The following is a 15,614-nucleotide window of genomic DNA, read 5'->3' as shown; positions in this document are numbered from 1 at the left end:
ATGACCGTTTTTGGCGATGTGTGGCCGCCCCGGGTTCTACTGGTTGCACAAATCGCATATTGAGGGCTTAGGCCCCATAAGGAGATAGGCATGAACCAAGAGGTCATGAATCTTTTCAATCCGCAGGTTCCTGCGCAGCATTTCGACTCGATCCGTATCTCGATCGCGTCGCCCGAGAAGATTCTCTCCTGGTCCTACGGCGAAATCAAAAAGCCGGAGACCATCAACTATCGTACGTTCAAGCCGGAGCGCGACGGTCTGTTCTGCGCGCGCATCTTTGGTCCGATCAAGGACTATGAATGCCTGTGCGGCAAGTACAAGCGTATGAAGTACAAGGGCATCATCTGCGAAAAGTGCGGCGTCGAAGTCACGTTGTCGCGCGTTCGTCGCGAGCGCATGGGCCATATCGAGCTCGCCGCGCCTGTAGCTCACATCTGGTTCCTCAAGTCCCTGCCGTCACGCATCGCGACGCTGCTGGACATGACGCTGAAGGATGTCGAGCGCGTTCTGTATTTCGAAAACTATATCGTCACCGAGCCGGGTTTGACGGCTCTGAAGGAAAACCAGCTTCTTTCTGAAGAAGAATACATGCTGGCGATCGACGAATATGGCGAAGATCAGTTCACCGCCATGATTGGCGCTGAGGCGATCTACGAAATGCTCGCGTCGATGAACCTTGAGAAGCTGGCCGGCGACCTGCGTTCGGATCTGGCGGACACGACGTCCGATCTGAAGCAGAAGAAGCTTATGAAGCGCCTCAAGATTGTTGAGAACTTCATCGAGTCCGGCAATCGTCCTGAATGGATGATCATGAAGGTCGTACCGGTCATCCCGCCGGACCTGCGTCCGCTGGTTCCGCTGGATGGCGGTCGTTTTGCGACGTCTGATCTGAACGATCTTTATCGCCGCGTGATCAACCGTAATAACCGTCTGAAGCGCCTGATCGAACTGCGCGCACCGGGCATCATTATCCGTAACGAAAAGCGCATGCTGCAGGAATCTGTAGACGCGCTGTTCGACAACGGCCGTCGCGGCCGCGTGATCACTGGTGCGAACAAGCGTCCGTTGAAGTCGCTGTCCGACATGCTGAAGGGCAAGCAGGGCCGCTTCCGTCAGAACCTGCTCGGCAAGCGCGTCGATTACTCCGGCCGTTCTGTTATCGTGACAGGTCCGGAACTGAAGCTGCACCAGTGCGGTCTTCCGAAAAAGATGGCGCTCGAGCTGTTCAAGCCGTTCATCTACGCCCGTCTTGACGCGAAGGGTTATTCCTCCACCGTCAAGCAGGCCAAGAAGCTGGTTGAAAAGGAAAAGCCGGAAGTCTGGGATATCCTTGACGAGGTCATTCGCGAGCATCCGGTTCTCCTGAACCGCGCACCGACGCTTCACCGTCTTGGTATCCAGGCTTTCGAACCGATCCTGGTCGAAGGCAAGGCCATCCAGCTGCATCCGCTCGTCTGCACGGCCTTCAACGCCGACTTCGACGGTGACCAGATGGCTGTTCACGTACCGCTTTCGCTGGAAGCCCAGCTTGAAGCGCGCGTGCTCATGATGTCGACGAACAACATTCTGCATCCGGCAAACGGTGCGCCGATTATCGTTCCGTCACAGGACATGGTTCTCGGTCTGTACTATCTGTCGATCCAGAACCAGAATGAGCCGGGCGAGGGGATGGCCTTCTCCGACATGGGCGAACTGCATCATGCGTTGGAGAACAAGGTTGTAACCCTGCATGCCAAGATCCGGGGTCGGTTCAAGACCGTGGATGCGGATGGCAATCCGGTCTCGAAGATCTACGAAACCACACCCGGTCGCATGATCATCGGCGAACTTCTCCCGAAGAACGTCAACGTTCCTTTCGATATCTGCAATCAGGAAATGACCAAGAAGAACATCTCTAAGATGATCGATACGGTCTATCGCCATTGCGGTCAGAAGGACACGGTCATCTTCTGCGATCGCATCATGCAGCTCGGCTTTACCCATGCTTGCCGCGCAGGTATCTCGTTCGGCAAGGACGACATGATCATCCCGGAAACGAAGGCGAAGATCGTCGGCGATACCGAGACCCTGGTGAAGGAATACGAGCAGCAGTACAACGACGGTCTGATCACCCAGGGTGAGAAGTACAATAAGGTCGTTGATGCCTGGGGCAAGGCAACCGAAAAGGTTGCTGAAGACATGATGGCACGCATCAAGGCGGTGGAATTCGACCCGGAAACGGGCCGTCAGAAGCCGATGAATGCGATCTACATGATGTCGCACTCCGGTGCTCGTGGTTCTCCGAACCAGATGCGTCAGCTTGGCGGGATGCGTGGTCTGATGGCGAAGCCTTCTGGCGAAATCATCGAAACCCCGATCATTTCGAACTTCAAGGAAGGCCTAACCGTTAACGAGTACTTCAACTCGACTCACGGTGCTCGTAAGGGTCTCGCAGATACGGCTCTTAAGACCGCAAACTCCGGTTACCTGACCCGTCGTCTCGTTGACGTGGCACAGGACTGCATTGTCAACCTGGTTGACTGCGGAACCGACAAGGGCCTGACCATGACGGCAATCGTCGACGCCGGTCAGGTTGTTGCATCCCTGGGTGCTCGTATCCTGGGACGTACGGCGCTTGACGATATCGACAATCCGGTCACTGGTGAGAATCTGGTCAAGGCTGGCCAGATGATCCTCGAGCCTGACGTCATCGAAATCGAAAAGGCTGGTATCCAGTCCGTCCGTATCCGCTCTGCTCTGACCTGCGAAGTCCAGACAGGCGTGTGCTCGGTCTGCTACGGTCGAGATCTGGCGCGCGGTACGCCGGTCAACATGGGTGAGGCCGTCGGCGTTATCGCTGCACAGTCCATCGGTGAGCCAGGCACGCAGCTGACCATGCGTACGTTCCACCTTGGTGGTACGGCTAACGTGGTCGACCAGTCGTTCCTGGAAGCGTCCTACGAAGGTACGATCCAGATCAAGAACCGCAATGCTTTGCGCAACTCGGATGGCAACCTCGTTGCCATGGGCCGCAACATGGCAGTCACGATTTTGGACGAGCGTGGCGTGGAGCGTTCTTCGCAGCGCGTTGCCTACGGATCGAAGCTGTTCGTTGATGACGGCGACAAGGTGAAGCGCGGTCAGCGTTTGGCTGAGTGGGATCCATACACACGTCCGATGCTGACGGAAGTGTCTGGTACCATCCAGTTTGAAGATGTCGTTGACTCCATCTCCGTTTCGGAATCGACGGACGAATCCACGGGTATTACCAAGCGTCAGGTTATTGACTGGCGTTCTACCCCGCGTGGTACGGACCTCAAGCCTGCAATCGTTCTCAAGGACGCGAGCGGCAATATCCAGAAGCTATCGCGCGGCGGTGACGCACGCTACATGCTTTCGGTTGATGCCATTCTCTCGGTAGAACCGGGCCAGAAGGTAAGCCAAGGCGATGTTCTCGCTCGCGTACCGATGGAAAGCGCCAAGACAAAAGACATCACCGGTGGTCTGCCGCGTGTTGCCGAACTGTTCGAAGCGCGTCGTCCGAAGGATCATGCCATCATCGCTGAGATTGATGGTACGATCCGCCTCGGCCGCGACTACAAGAACAAGCGTCGCGTCATGATCGAACCTGCTGAGGACGGTGTAGAGCCAGTCGAATATCTGATCCCGAAGGGCAAGCCTTTCCACTTGCAGGACGGCGATTACATCGAGAAGGGCGACTACATCCTCGACGGCAATCCTGCGCCGCACGACATTCTGGCGATCAAGGGCGTGGAAGCTTTGGCTTCTTACCTCGTGAACGAAATCCAGGAAGTTTATCGTCTGCAGGGCGTTGTCATCAACGACAAGCACATCGAAGTGATCGTTCGCCAGATGCTTCAGAAGGTTGAGATCACGGATTCTGGTGACAGCCAGTACATCGTCGGCGACAACGTTGATCGCATCGAGCTTGATGAGGTTAACGAGCGTCTGGCGGAAGAGGGCAAGAAGCCAGCTTACGGCGATCCGGTTCTACTGGGTATCACGAAGGCTTCGCTTCAGACGCCGTCCTTCATCTCCGCGGCATCCTTCCAGGAAACCACAAAGGTTCTCACGGAAGCTGCCATCGCGGGCAAGATGGACACCCTGCAGGGCCTGAAGGAAAACGTTATCGTTGGTCGCCTGATCCCGGCTGGTACCGGCGGCACGATGACGCAGATCCGCCGTATCGCAACATCGCGTGACGAGATGATCCTTGATGAGCGTCGCAAGAGCACTGGTGCGGGTGTAGCAACACCGATGCTGCAGGAATTGTCGGGAGAGAACCTGCCGGCTGGTGAGTAATCAGGTTCGAGCGCCGGCGTTATCCGCCGGCACTCACGCCCATCGCATACATCCATTATCAAAATACAAAAGGCGCCCGGATATTCCAGGCGCCTTTTTTCATGATCGTTATTGTGAGTTCAGTCGAAACGAATGATCGACACTTCGCCTTCCAATGCACCCTGATAGGCAGAGGCGTGTGGCTCCTCGATCGGCTCTTCGGTGATGATACCGATTTGATCGAGATCGGCCTCCATAAATCCTTCTTCGGACAGAGCGTTCAGGGCTTCCCGTACTGCCGTATCATCGTCAGGGGCTCGGAGCAGGATGTGAAGTTCGATTCCTTCACTTTCCTTGGCCTCGTATCCTTTGCCGACAATGATGAAGACCATTGGCTTATCGGAATTGTTGTCGTTATCTGGTTCCGTGATCATGTGGCAAACCTCCAGCACGGGTCAATTGAGCGAGTCGTCTTCGCATTACAGTGATGAGTGGCTGATTACCACGGCCATTCGCATGTGTATTGGTTATTCACCTTAACGAATAAATTATCGGTTCTATTCGGGGATATTGGGCGCTCCAACCCGTGAATCCAGGGGCTTCCGGGGTAAATACCGATTTCGGCCTTGACGTCTACAGGGTAAAACAGTAAACGCCCCGCATCGGAAGCGATGTGAAGCTTACCCGTTGAGGACGACTCGTTCGCAACATGGCTTCAAGCAAGGTTCCATAACGCACGTTGAAGACACGAATTTGCACGCATGACGCAGGTGATGCGTCCTCTGCCTTGGGTGGTCAATCCGGAATTTCGGGTCGGCCACGTTTTGTGCATGTGGAAATGTGCGCGGGGCCGGACACGGTGTGAGATTGGCCCGCGAGGGTCTTGAAACAATTATTGTAAGGGATGGGTATATGCCTACCGTAAACCAGCTGATCCGCAAGCCTCGCCAGGCACAGGTTAAGCGCAACAAGGTTCCTGCTCTGCAGGAAAATCCACAGAAGCGTGGCGTTTGCACTCGCGTTTATACAACGACCCCGAAGAAGCCTAACTCGGCTCTGCGTAAGGTTGCCAAGATCCGTCTGACCAATGGCTTCGAAGTCATCGGCTACATCCCGGGTGAAGGCCATAACCTCCAGGAGCACTCTGTCGTCATGATCCGTGGCGGCCGCGTAAAGGACTTGCCAGGTGTGCGTTACCACATCATCCGCGGTGTTCTCGATACGCAGGGCGTGAAGAACCGCAAGCAGCGTCGCTCCAAGTACGGCGCGAAGCGTCCTAAGTAATCAATTCAGTCAGCGGCGCCACGCGAGGTCCTCCGCGTACTAGGGCGTTCAGCCAGATAAAGAGACAGAAGTATGTCAAGACGTCATAAAGCAGAAAAGCGTGAGATCAATCCGGATCCAAAGTTCGGCGATCTGGTTGTCACGAAGTTCATGAATGCCATCATGTTGCATGGCAAGAAGTCTGTTGCCGAAACCATCGTCTACGGTGCGTTCGATGCAGTCCAGGGAAAGTCGAAGCAGGAGCCCCTGCAGGTTTTCCATCAGGCGCTGGAGAATGTTGCTCCGCACGTAGAAGTTCGTTCGCGCCGCGTTGGTGGTGCAACGTATCAGGTTCCGGTTGACGTACGTCCCGAGCGCCGTCAGGCGCTGGCAATTCGCTGGCTGATCGCTGCTGCGCGCAAGCGCAATGAAACGACCATGGTTGACCGTCTGTCGGGCGAACTGCTCGACGCAGCAAACAACCGTGGTAGCGCCGTTAAGAAGCGTGAAGACACTCACAAGATGGCCGACGCGAACCGCGCGTTCTCGCATTACCGTTGGTAATCTTCATCCGATCGAAGTTCGAAAGGCAGTCCTATGGCTCGCGAGTATAAAATCGAAGACTACCGAAATTTCGGTATTATGGCGCACATCGACGCCGGCAAGACCACGACCACCGAGCGTATCCTGTATTACACCGGTAAGTCGCACAAGATCGGCGAAGTTCACGACGGCGCCGCGACCATGGACTGGATGGAGCAGGAGCAGGAGCGTGGTATCACCATCACGTCTGCAGCGACGACCACCTTCTGGAAGGGTCGTGATGGCAAGATGCGTCGGTTCAACATCATCGACACGCCCGGACACGTTGACTTCACGATCGAAGTAGAACGTTCTCTGCGCGTTCTCGACGGTGCGATCGCTCTCCTCGATGCCAACGCTGGCGTTGAGCCGCAGACGGAAACTGTTTGGCGTCAGGCTGAAAAGTACAACGTCCCGCGGATGATCTTCTGCAACAAGATGGACAAGACCGGCGCTGACTTCTATCGCTCGGTTGAAATGATCAAGACTCGTCTTGGCGCGACGGCAGTTGTCATGCAGCTCCCGATCGGTGCTGAAACCGAGTTCAAGGGCGTTGTCGACCTGATCGAGATGAATGCTCTCGTATGGCGCGACGAATCTCTCGGCGCTCAGTGGGACGTCGTTGAGATTCCGGACGATCTGAAGGACAAGGCTGCTGAATATCGCGAAAAGCTGATCGAGACTGTTGTCGAGATCGACGAAGAAGCGATGGAAGCCTACCTGAACGGCGAGATGCCTGACAACGACAAGATCCGCGAACTCGTTCGTCGCGGTACGATCGACGTCAAGTTCCATCCAATGTTCTGCGGTACCGCGTTCAAGAACAAGGGCGTTCAGCCTCTTCTCGACGCCGTTGTCGACTACCTTCCTTCGCCGCTCGACATTCCGGCGATCAAGGGCATCGACTTCAAGACGGAAGCTGAAATCGAGCGTCATGCAGATGACTCCGAGCCGCTTTCTATGCTTGCGTTCAAGATCATGAACGACCCCTTCGTCGGTTCGCTGACGTTTGCTCGTATTTACTCCGGCAAGCTCGAAAAGGGTTCGTCGGTTATCAACACGGTCAAGGACAAGCGTGAGCGTGTCGGTCGTATGCTCCAGATGCATTCGAACAGCCGCGAAGACATCGAAGAAGCCTTCGCGGGCGACATCGTTGCGCTTGCTGGTCTGAAGGAAACCACAACGGGTGATACGCTTTGCGATCCGTTGAAGCCGGTTATCCTTGAGCGCATGGAATTCCCCGAGCCGGTCATCCAGATCGCGATCGAGCCGAAGTCCAAGGGCGACCAGGAAAAGATGGGCCTGGCCCTGAACCGTCTGGCAGCAGAAGATCCGTCCTTCCGCGTCAAGACAGACCAGGAATCCGGTCAGACCATCATTGCAGGCATGGGCGAACTTCACCTCGACATCATCGTCGACCGTATGCGTCGCGAATTCAAGGTTGAAGCCAACGTTGGCGCTCCGCAGGTTGCTTACCGTGAAACCATCACGCGTCAGCACGAAGAAGATTACACGCACAAGAAGCAGTCCGGTGGTACCGGTCAGTTCGCGCGCGTCAAGATCGTCTTCGAACCGAACCCGGATGGCGAAGACTTCAAGTTCGAGTCGAAGATCGTCGGTGGTGCAGTTCCGAAGGAATACATCCCGGGCGTTCAGAAGGGTATCGAAAGCGTCCTGTCTTCTGGCCCATTGGCTGGCTTCCCGATGTTGGGCGTCAAGGCGACGCTCATCGACGGTGCCTTCCACGACGTTGACTCGTCGGTTCTCGCCTTCGAAATCGCTTCGCGTGCATGCTTCCGTGAAGCTGCCAAGAAGGCTGGTGCTCAGTTGCTTGAGCCGATGATGAAGGTGGAAGTTGTTACGCCTGAGGATTACGTCGGTGACGTTATCGGCGATCTGAACTCGCGTCGTGGTCAGATTCAGGGCCAGGAACAGCGCGGCATTGCGATCGTGATCAACGCGCATGTGCCGCTGGCGAACATGTTCAAGTACGTCGACAACCTGCGCTCCATGTCTCAGGGCCGCGCGCAGTATTCGATGGTCTTCGATCATTACGCACCTGTCCCGAGCAACGTGGCTCAGGAAATTCAGGCAAAGTACTCCGGTCAGAAGTGACCGGGGTAACCCTTTGAACGAAACAACTTAGGTATTACCCCCATATCTTGGGGCTATGATGGAGAGCCTGAAATGGCAAAGAGCAAGTTTGAGCGTACCAAGCCGCATGTGAACATCGGCACGATTGGCCACGTTGACCATGGCAAGACGTCTCTGACGGCAGCGATCACGAAGTACTTCGGCGAGTTCAAGGCGTACGACCAGATCGACGCTGCTCCGGAAGAGAAGGCGCGTGGTATCACGATTTCGACGGCTCACGTTGAGTATGAGACGGCGAACCGTCACTATGCGCACGTTGACTGCCCCGGCCACGCCGACTACGTCAAAAACATGATCACGGGTGCAGCGCAGATGGACGGCGCGATCCTGGTTTGCTCTGCCGCTGACGGCCCGATGCCGCAGACGCGCGAGCACATCCTTCTGGCTCGCCAGGTTGGCGTTCCTGCGATCGTTGTGTTCCTGAACAAGGTCGACCAGGTTGACGACGCTGAACTTCTGGAACTCGTAGAGCTTGAAGTTCGTGAACTTCTGTCGTCCTACGACTTCCCGGGCGATGACATTCCGATCGTCAAGGGCTCTGCTCTTGCTGCTCTGGAAGACTCGAACAAGACGATCGGTGAAGACGCGATCCGCGAGCTGATGGCTCAGGTTGACGCCTACATCCCGACGCCAGAGCGTCCGATCGACCAGCCGTTCCTGATGCCGATCGAAGACGTGTTCTCGATCTCTGGCCGTGGTACGGTTGTGACGGGCCGCGTTGAGCGTGGTATCGTGAAGGTCGGTGAAGAAATCGAAATCGTTGGCATTCGTGCAACGACGAAGACGACCTGCACGGGCGTTGAAATGTTCCGCAAGCTGCTGGACCAGGGCCAGGCTGGCGACAACATCGGTGCTCTTCTGCGTGGCGTGAACCGTGACGGCGTCGAGCGCGGTCAGATCCTGTGCAAGCCTGGCTCTGTCAAGCCGCACAAGAAGTTCAAGGCAGAAGCCTACATCCTGACGAAGGAAGAAGGCGGCCGTCATACGCCGTTCTTCACGAACTACCGTCCGCAGTTCTACTTCCGCACGACGGACGTGACGGGCATCGTCACGCTTCCGGAAGGCACGGAAATGGTTATGCCTGGCGACAACGTAACCGTTGACGTTGAGCTGATCGTTCCGATCGCGATGGAAGAAAAGCTGCGCTTCGCGATCCGCGAAGGCGGCCGTACCGTCGGCGCTGGCATCGTCGCTTCGATCATCGAGTAATCGATGATCCGGGGCAGCGATCCGAAAGCTGCCGACGTTGATAAAGATTGCAAAGTCGCGCAAGCGCGCTTTGCAGGTGGCGCCGGCGTTGTTGCTTCGATCATCGACTAATTCGATCAGCGAGTGATCATACCAGGCGAGGGGACTTGATCTCCTCGCTTGGAGGTTTGAAATAATCGTGTGCAAGCCCTCTTAGGGGCTTGCGTATGACTTTAAAATGTTGCAAATGGCGCGCGAGCGCGATTTCCGACCTGCTTCGTTTTTTGCAGGTCCAATAATCCAAAAGGTGGGCCCTTGGGCCCGAAGAGTGGATGATGATCAGTTTGGTCATCCTCGATCTTTGACACCGGTGGTCCGCCTTTAGATAGAAACGCCCCATGCTGCTTGTCAGTATTGGGTCAAGTTAGAACAAGGATAACGTCGAATGAACGGCCAAAATATCCGCATTCGCCTGAAGGCATTCGATCATCGTATTCTCGACGCTTCTACGCGCGAGATCGTGTCGACGGCGAAGCGCACCGGTGCTAGCGTCCGGGGCCCCGTTCCGCTTCCGACTCGCATCGAGAAGTTTACGGTAAACCGGTCCCCTCACATTGATAAGAAGAGCCGCGAGCAGTTCGAAATGCGCACTCATAAGCGCTTGCTCGATATCGTGGATCCCACCCCGCAGACGGTAGACGCGCTGATGAAGCTCGATCTCGCCGCAGGCGTAGACGTGGAAATCAAGCTCTGAGGTCTGCCCTCGGGCTGAGTGAGAAGGATTGAACCGATGCGTTCAGGTGTAATTGCACAGAAGGTCGGAATGACCCGCGTCTACAATGACGCTGGCGAGCATGTTCCAGTCACGGTTCTCCGTGTCGAGAACTGCCAGGTCGTTGCCCACCGCACAGACGAAAAGAATGGCTACACGGCTGTTCAGCTTGGTGCAGGCCAGGCGAAGGTAAAGAATACAAGCAAGGCTCTTCGTGGCCATTTTGCTGTAGCTCAGGTTGAGCCTAAGCAGAAGGTTGTCGAATTTCGCGTTGATGCAGACAATCTCATCGACGTTGGTGCTACGGTTTCCCCTAGCCACTTCACCGCAGGTCAGCTGGTCGATGTGACTGGTACGACGATCGGTAAGGGTTTTGCCGGTGCCATGAAGCGTCACAACTTCGGTGGTTTGCGCGCGACTCACGGTGTTTCCGTATCGCACCGTTCGCACGGTTCGACCGGTAACAACCAGGATCCGGGCAAGGTCTGGAAGGGCAAGCGCATGGCTGGTCATATGGGCCAGACTCGCGTAACGACCCAGAACCTGGAAGTCGTGTCTACCGATGAAGATCGCGGTCTGATCCTGGTCAAGGGTGCCGTTCCCGGCTCCAAGGGCGCCTGGATTATCGTCCGCGACGCCATCAAGTCGGCTGCGAAGTAAGGGAGCCTAATAACATGGAATTCAACGTCAAGACCCTCGAGGGTACGGACGCTGGCAAGGTCTCCCTTTCTGACGAGATCTTTGGCCTCGATCCGCGCCAGGATATCCTGGCACGTATGGTGCGTTGGCAGCTTGCAAAGAAGCAGCAGGGCACTCACAAGTCCAAGGGCCGTTCCGAGGTCGCTCGCACCGGTTCCAAGATGTACAAGCAGAAGGGTACGGGTCGCGCTCGTCACCATTCCGCTCGTGCTCCGCAGTTCCGTGGCGGTGGTAAGGCTCATGGTCCGGTTGTTCGCAGCCATGAACATGACCTGCCCAAGAAGGTTCGTGCATTGGCACTGCGTCACGCGCTCTCGGCGAAGCTGAAGGCAGAAGACCTGATCATCGTTGATCAGCTCGTTGCTTCTGAAGCTAAGACCAAGATCGTTGCTGGTACGCTGGCTTCTCTCGGCCTGACGAACGCTCTCGTTGTTGGCGGTGCTGAACTGGACAACAACTTCAAGCTCGCTGCTCAGAACATTCCGAACATCGACGTTCTGCCGGTTCAGGGCATCAACGTTTACGATATCCTGCGTCGTGGCAAGCTCGTGCTGTCCAAGGCTGCGGTTGAAGCTCTGGAGGAGCGGTTCAAATGACAGATCTTCGCCACTATGATGTGATCGTATCTCCTTCGATCACGGAAAAGTCGACGCTGCTCTCTGAACAGAACCAGGTCGTCTTCAACGTCGCCAAGGATGCGTCGAAGCCTGAAATCAAGGCTGCTGTCGAAGCTCTCTTTGGCGTCAAGGTTAAGGCCGTCAATACGCTCGTTCGCCTTGGCAAGACCAAGCGGTTCCGCGGCTTTATCGGTAAGCAGAAGGACGTCAAGAAGGCGATCGTCACGCTTGCCGACGGTCAGTCCATCGACGTTTCGACGGGCGTCTGAGGTAGGGAACAAGAACAATGGCATTGAAAAGCTTTAACCCGACGACCCCAAGCCAGCGTCAGCTGGTTATCGTCGACCGCTCTGGCCTCTGGAAGGGCAAGCCGGTCAAGGCGTTGACGGAAGGCCTCTCCAAGAGCGGCGGCCGTAACAACCTTGGTCGTATTACTGCTCGCTTCATCGGCGGCGGTCACAAGCGTACCTACCGTCTGGTAGACTTCAAGCGTCGCAAGTTCGACGTTGAAGGTACTGTCGAGCGTCTTGAGTACGACCCTAACCGCACCGCGTTCATCGCGCTGATCAGCTACGCCGACGGCGAGCAGGCCTACATCATTGCTCCGCAGCGTCTCGCTGTAGGCGATAAGGTCATTGCTTCCGACAAGGCTGTAGACGTGAAGCCCGGCAACACGATGCCGCTTCAGTACATCCCGGTTGGTTCCATTCTCCACAACGTTGAGATGAAGCCAGGCAAGGGCGGTCAGATCGCTCGTTCCGCTGGTACCTACGTCCAGCTCGTTGGTCGTGACCAAGGCATGGCGATCCTTCGCCTGAACTCGGGCGAGCAGCGCTTGGTGCATGGCACTTGCCTTGCGTCTGTTGGCGCGGTTTCCAACCCGGACCACGGCAACATCAACGACGGTAAGGCTGGTCGTACGCGTTGGCGCGGCAAGACCCCGCACAACCGAGGCGTTGTCATGAACCCTGTCGATCACCCGCACGGTGGTGGTGAAGGCCGTACCTCTGGTGGCCGTCATCCGGTTTCGCCTTGGGGCAAGCCGACGAAGGGCAAGCGCACTCGTTCGAACAAGTCCACGGACAAGTTCATCATGCGCTCGCGCCACTTGAAGAAGAAGTAAGAGAGGTAGTCAGGAATGGCTCGTTCAGTTTGGAAAGGCCCGTTTGTTGACGGCTATCTTCTCAAGAAGGCTGAGAAGGTTCGTGAAGGCGGCCGAAGCGAAGTAATCAAGATCTGGAGCCGTCGCTCCACGATTCTTCCTCAGTTCGTCGGTTTGACGTTCGGCGTCTACAACGGCAACAAGCATGTGCCGGTCAGTGTCAACGAAGACATGGTCGGTCACAAGTTTGGTGAATTCTCTCCGACCCGGACCTATTACGGTCACGGTGCGGACAAGAAGGCGAAGAGGAAGTAATCATGGCGAAGGCAAAGACCGAACGCCGGCTGAAGGACAACGAAGCGCAGGCTGTAGCCCGTACGCTTCGCGTCAGCCCGCAGAAGCTCAACCTTGTTGCTGCCATGATCCGTGGTAAGAAGGTCGAGCGCGCCCTGGCAGAACTCGAGTTCTCCCGCAAGCGCATCGCTGGCACCGTGAAGAAGACCCTGGAGTCTGCTATCGCGAACGCAGAAAACAACCACGACCTCGACGTCGACTCGCTCGTCGTTGCTGAGGCCTATGTTGGCAAGTCGATCGTCATGAAGCGTTTCCACGCTCGTGGTCGCGGTCGTGCTTCCCGCATTGAAAAACCCTACGCGCACCTCACGATCGTCGTGCGCGAAGTCGAGGAAAAAGGGGAGGCCGCATAATGGGTCAGAAAATCAATCCAATCGGCTTCCGCCTCGGCATCAACCGTACTTGGGATAGCCGTTGGTTCGCCGACAATGCGGAGTACGGCCAGCTTCTTCATGAAGACCTGAAGATCCGGGCCTACCTCATGTCGGAACTGAAGCAGGCCGGCATTGCAAAGGTGGTCATCGAGCGTCCGCACAAGAAGTGCCGGGTTACGATCCACTCTGCTCGTCCGGGTCTCATCATCGGCAAGAAGGGCGCTGACATCGAAAAGCTTCGCAAGAAGCTTTCCGACATGACATCGTCTGAAACGCACCTCAACATCGTTGAAGTTCGCAAGCCAGAAGTTGACGCAACACTCGTTGCGCAGTCGATTGCTCAGCAGCTTGAACGCCGCGTTGCTTTCCGTCGTGCTATGAAGCGTGCCGTTCAGTCGGCTATGCGTCTGGGCGCGGAAGGCATCAAGATCACCTGCGCAGGTCGTCTTGGTGGCGCTGAAATCGCTCGTACCGAATGGTACCGCGAAGGCCGCGTTCCGCTTCATACGCTGCGCGCAGACATCGACTACGGTACGGCGGAAGCTGAAACCGCGTTCGGTATCTGCGGCATCAAGGTCTGGATCTTCAAGGGCGAAATCCTTGAGCATGATCCGATGGCTTCTGAACGCCGTGCTCTCGAAGGTGATGCTCAGGGTCCGGCAAGCCGTGACCGCGATCGTCGTCGCGAGAACGCTTGATTAGCGCTGGCGAAAGATAAGTTCGAGGAATAAGAAAATGTTGCAGCCAAAGCGTACCAAGTATCGCAAGCAGTTCAAGGGTCGCATCAAGGGCGTTGCCAAGGGCGGTTTCGACCTGGCATTCGGCGAATTCGGCCTTAAGGCTCAGGAGCCTAACCGCGTGAATGCACGTGAGATCGAAGCGGCTCGCCGCGCGATCACTCGCTATATGAAGCGCGCAGGCCGTGTCTGGATCCGCGTTTTCCCTGACACTCCGGTCACTGCCAAGCCGACCGAAGTCCGTATGGGTAAGGGTAAGGGTTCTGTCGAGTACTGGGCTTGCAAGGTCAAGCCTGGGCGAATGATGTTCGAAATCGATGGTGTATCCGAGGATATTGCACGCGAGGCACTTCGTCTCGGCGCTGCCAAGCTCTCGGTTAAGACGCGCTTCGTACAGCGCATCGCAGAGTAAGGGGTTAGGCACATGAAAGCCGAAGAAGTTCGCGGCCTCACGGCCGACCAGCTCAAGGACAAGCTCGCAGACCTGAAGAAGGAGCAGTTCAACTTGCGCTTTCAGAAGGCGACGGGCCAGCTTGAGAAGTCCTCGCGCATCAACGAAGTTCGTAAGGACATCGCTCGCGTAAAAACCATTGCCCGCCAGAAGGCGGCAGAAGCAAAGGCCTAAGGGAAGAATAATATGCCGAAGCGCATTCTGCAGGGCGTCGTGGTCAGCGACAAGAACGAAAAGACCGTTGTGGTCCGGGTTGAGCGTCGTTTCGCTCACCCGCTGCTTCAGAAGACAGTTCGTCGTTCGAAGAAGTACAAGGCCCACGACGAAAACAATCAATACAAGGTCGGCGATGTCGTCTCCATTCAGGAGTGTGCGCCGATTTCCAAGGATAAGTGCTGGACGGTTATCGCCGCCCAGGCTTAATTTGCAGGAAACTACGGCAGGCCCTTGCGTCTGCCGTAGAATTCTGTATGAAGCAGCGCATTGGCGCAGGACGTCCGTACTCGCGGACGTTCTTTTGCTTTGAAGCGCAGGGAAGGTCCTGGTCAGGAAACCACCTTGGCAAGAACCCACCTCGCGCGAAAATAAGTATGTCATTGAGCTGGAATAGGGGGCGCATGCCCAACCGTTTCAGTCATTACGAGAAGGCGACCTGACATGATTCAGATGCAAACAAACCTCGACGTTGCCGATAATTCCGGCGCGCGTCGTGTCATGTGCATCAAGGTGCTGGGCGGCTCAAAGCGTAAGTATGCTTCCGTAGGCGACATTATCGTCGTCTCCATCAAGGAAGCTATTCCGCGCGGCCGCGTGAAGAAGGGCGACGTTATGAAAGCCGTCGTTGTTCGCACCGCAAAGGACATCCGCCGCCCGGACGGCAGCGTGATTCGCTTCGATAACAACGCAGCGGTCCTCATCGACAACAAGAAAGAGCCCATCGGCACCCGTATCTTCGGACCGGTTCCGCGCGAACTTCGCGCCAAGAACCATATGAAGATCATCTCGCTGGCTCCGGAAGTACTCTAAGGGAGCGGATAGCC

The 15,614-nt window shown here is 56.2% G+C and carries 18 protein-coding genes; 17 read left to right on the top strand and 1 reads right to left on the bottom strand.

Annotation, left to right across the window (positions count from 1 at the left end; genetic code table 11):
* Positions 1–90 precede the first annotated feature (90 nt).
* A complete protein-coding gene (rpoC, locus tag G6N80_RS19795; RefSeq protein WP_062553870.1) occupies positions 91–4,302 on the top strand; it encodes a DNA-directed RNA polymerase subunit beta' in 4,212 nt (1,403 codons plus the stop codon).
* A gap of 119 nt (positions 4,303–4,421) precedes the next feature.
* Here rpoC and G6N80_RS19790 read toward each other — a convergent pair whose 3' ends face one another.
* Positions 4,422–4,715 (bottom strand): hypothetical protein, encoded by a 294-nt coding sequence (locus G6N80_RS19790; RefSeq protein ID WP_062553871.1) that lies wholly within the window; start codon positions 4,713–4,715, stop codon positions 4,422–4,424.
* Between the two features lie 478 nt (positions 4,716–5,193).
* On the opposite strand from G6N80_RS19790, the gene rpsL reads away from it, so the two are divergent.
* The 16 genes from rpsL to rplN all read left to right on the top strand — a co-directional run bounded on the left by rpsL (position 5,194) and on the right by rplN (position 15,600).
* On the top strand, positions 5,194–5,565 hold the full coding sequence (gene rpsL, locus G6N80_RS19785; RefSeq protein ID WP_003507760.1) for a 30S ribosomal protein S12: 372 nt from the start codon (positions 5,194–5,196) through the stop codon (positions 5,563–5,565).
* Between the two features lie 72 nt (positions 5,566–5,637).
* Entirely contained in the window at positions 5,638–6,108 is a 471-nt protein-coding gene (rpsG, locus tag G6N80_RS19780; protein ID WP_062553872.1) for a 30S ribosomal protein S7, read from the top strand.
* Positions 6,109–6,141: 33 nt separating this feature from the next.
* On the top strand, positions 6,142–8,241 hold the full coding sequence (gene fusA / locus G6N80_RS19775; protein WP_165136223.1) for an elongation factor G: 2,100 nt from the start codon (positions 6,142–6,144) through the stop codon (positions 8,239–8,241).
* 72 nt (positions 8,242–8,313) lie between these two features.
* Positions 8,314–9,489 carry an elongation factor Tu gene (gene tuf, locus G6N80_RS19770; RefSeq protein ID WP_137136476.1) on the top strand — a complete coding sequence of 392 codons (1,176 nt, stop codon included), beginning with the start codon at positions 8,314–8,316 and terminating at the stop codon, positions 9,487–9,489.
* Positions 9,490–9,913: 424 nt separating this feature from the next.
* A complete protein-coding gene (gene rpsJ / locus G6N80_RS19765; protein ID WP_003547547.1) occupies positions 9,914–10,222 on the top strand; it encodes a 30S ribosomal protein S10 in 309 nt (102 codons plus the stop codon).
* A 36-nt stretch (positions 10,223–10,258) separates the two neighbouring features.
* Positions 10,259–10,900 (top strand): 50S ribosomal protein L3, encoded by a 642-nt coding sequence (gene rplC / locus G6N80_RS19760; RefSeq protein ID WP_062554723.1) that lies wholly within the window; start codon positions 10,259–10,261, stop codon positions 10,898–10,900.
* A 14-nt stretch (positions 10,901–10,914) separates the two neighbouring features.
* Positions 10,915–11,535, top strand: coding sequence for a 50S ribosomal protein L4 (gene rplD, locus G6N80_RS19755; RefSeq protein ID WP_062554722.1), 621 nt, complete (start codon positions 10,915–10,917; stop codon positions 11,533–11,535).
* On the top strand, positions 11,532–11,825 hold the full coding sequence (locus G6N80_RS19750) for a 50S ribosomal protein L23 (RefSeq protein ID WP_062554721.1): 294 nt from the start codon (positions 11,532–11,534) through the stop codon (positions 11,823–11,825). The genes rplD and G6N80_RS19750 overlap by 4 nt, the downstream gene beginning before the upstream one ends.
* A 17-nt stretch (positions 11,826–11,842) precedes the next feature.
* Positions 11,843–12,679, top strand: coding sequence for a 50S ribosomal protein L2 (rplB, locus tag G6N80_RS19745; RefSeq protein ID WP_062554720.1), 837 nt, complete (start codon positions 11,843–11,845; stop codon positions 12,677–12,679).
* Positions 12,680–12,694: 15 nt separating this feature from the next.
* The gene (gene rpsS, locus G6N80_RS19740; RefSeq protein ID WP_062554719.1) at positions 12,695–12,973 is read left to right on the top strand and encodes a 30S ribosomal protein S19; all 279 of its coding nucleotides are present in this window, start codon (positions 12,695–12,697) and stop codon (positions 12,971–12,973) included.
* A 2-nt stretch (positions 12,974–12,975) separates the two neighbouring features.
* Positions 12,976–13,365 (top strand): 50S ribosomal protein L22, encoded by a 390-nt coding sequence (gene rplV / locus G6N80_RS19735; protein WP_062554718.1) that lies wholly within the window; start codon positions 12,976–12,978, stop codon positions 13,363–13,365.
* On the top strand, positions 13,365–14,084 hold the full coding sequence (gene rpsC, locus G6N80_RS19730) for a 30S ribosomal protein S3 (RefSeq protein WP_062554717.1): 720 nt from the start codon (positions 13,365–13,367) through the stop codon (positions 14,082–14,084). Before rplV ends, rpsC begins: the two co-directional genes overlap by 1 nt.
* A gap of 37 nt (positions 14,085–14,121) precedes the next feature.
* A complete protein-coding gene (rplP, locus tag G6N80_RS19725; protein ID WP_062554716.1) occupies positions 14,122–14,535 on the top strand; it encodes a 50S ribosomal protein L16 in 414 nt (137 codons plus the stop codon).
* A 12-nt stretch (positions 14,536–14,547) separates the two neighbouring features.
* Complete coding sequence (gene rpmC, locus G6N80_RS19720; RefSeq protein ID WP_007531673.1) at positions 14,548–14,748, top strand: 50S ribosomal protein L29; 201 nt, start codon at positions 14,548–14,550, stop codon at positions 14,746–14,748.
* A 12-nt stretch (positions 14,749–14,760) separates the two neighbouring features.
* Positions 14,761–14,997 (top strand): 30S ribosomal protein S17, encoded by a 237-nt coding sequence (rpsQ, locus tag G6N80_RS19715; protein WP_062554715.1) that lies wholly within the window; start codon positions 14,761–14,763, stop codon positions 14,995–14,997.
* Between the two features lie 234 nt (positions 14,998–15,231).
* A complete protein-coding gene (gene rplN / locus G6N80_RS19710; protein WP_018328276.1) occupies positions 15,232–15,600 on the top strand; it encodes a 50S ribosomal protein L14 in 369 nt (122 codons plus the stop codon).
* Positions 15,601–15,614: the final 14 nt, after the last annotated feature.

The organism is Rhizobium rhizoryzae (assembly GCF_011046895.1).
GTDB classification, from domain to species: domain Bacteria; phylum Pseudomonadota; class Alphaproteobacteria; order Rhizobiales; family Rhizobiaceae; genus Neorhizobium; species Neorhizobium rhizoryzae.
This window is presented reverse-complemented; position numbering and strand designations above follow the sequence as displayed.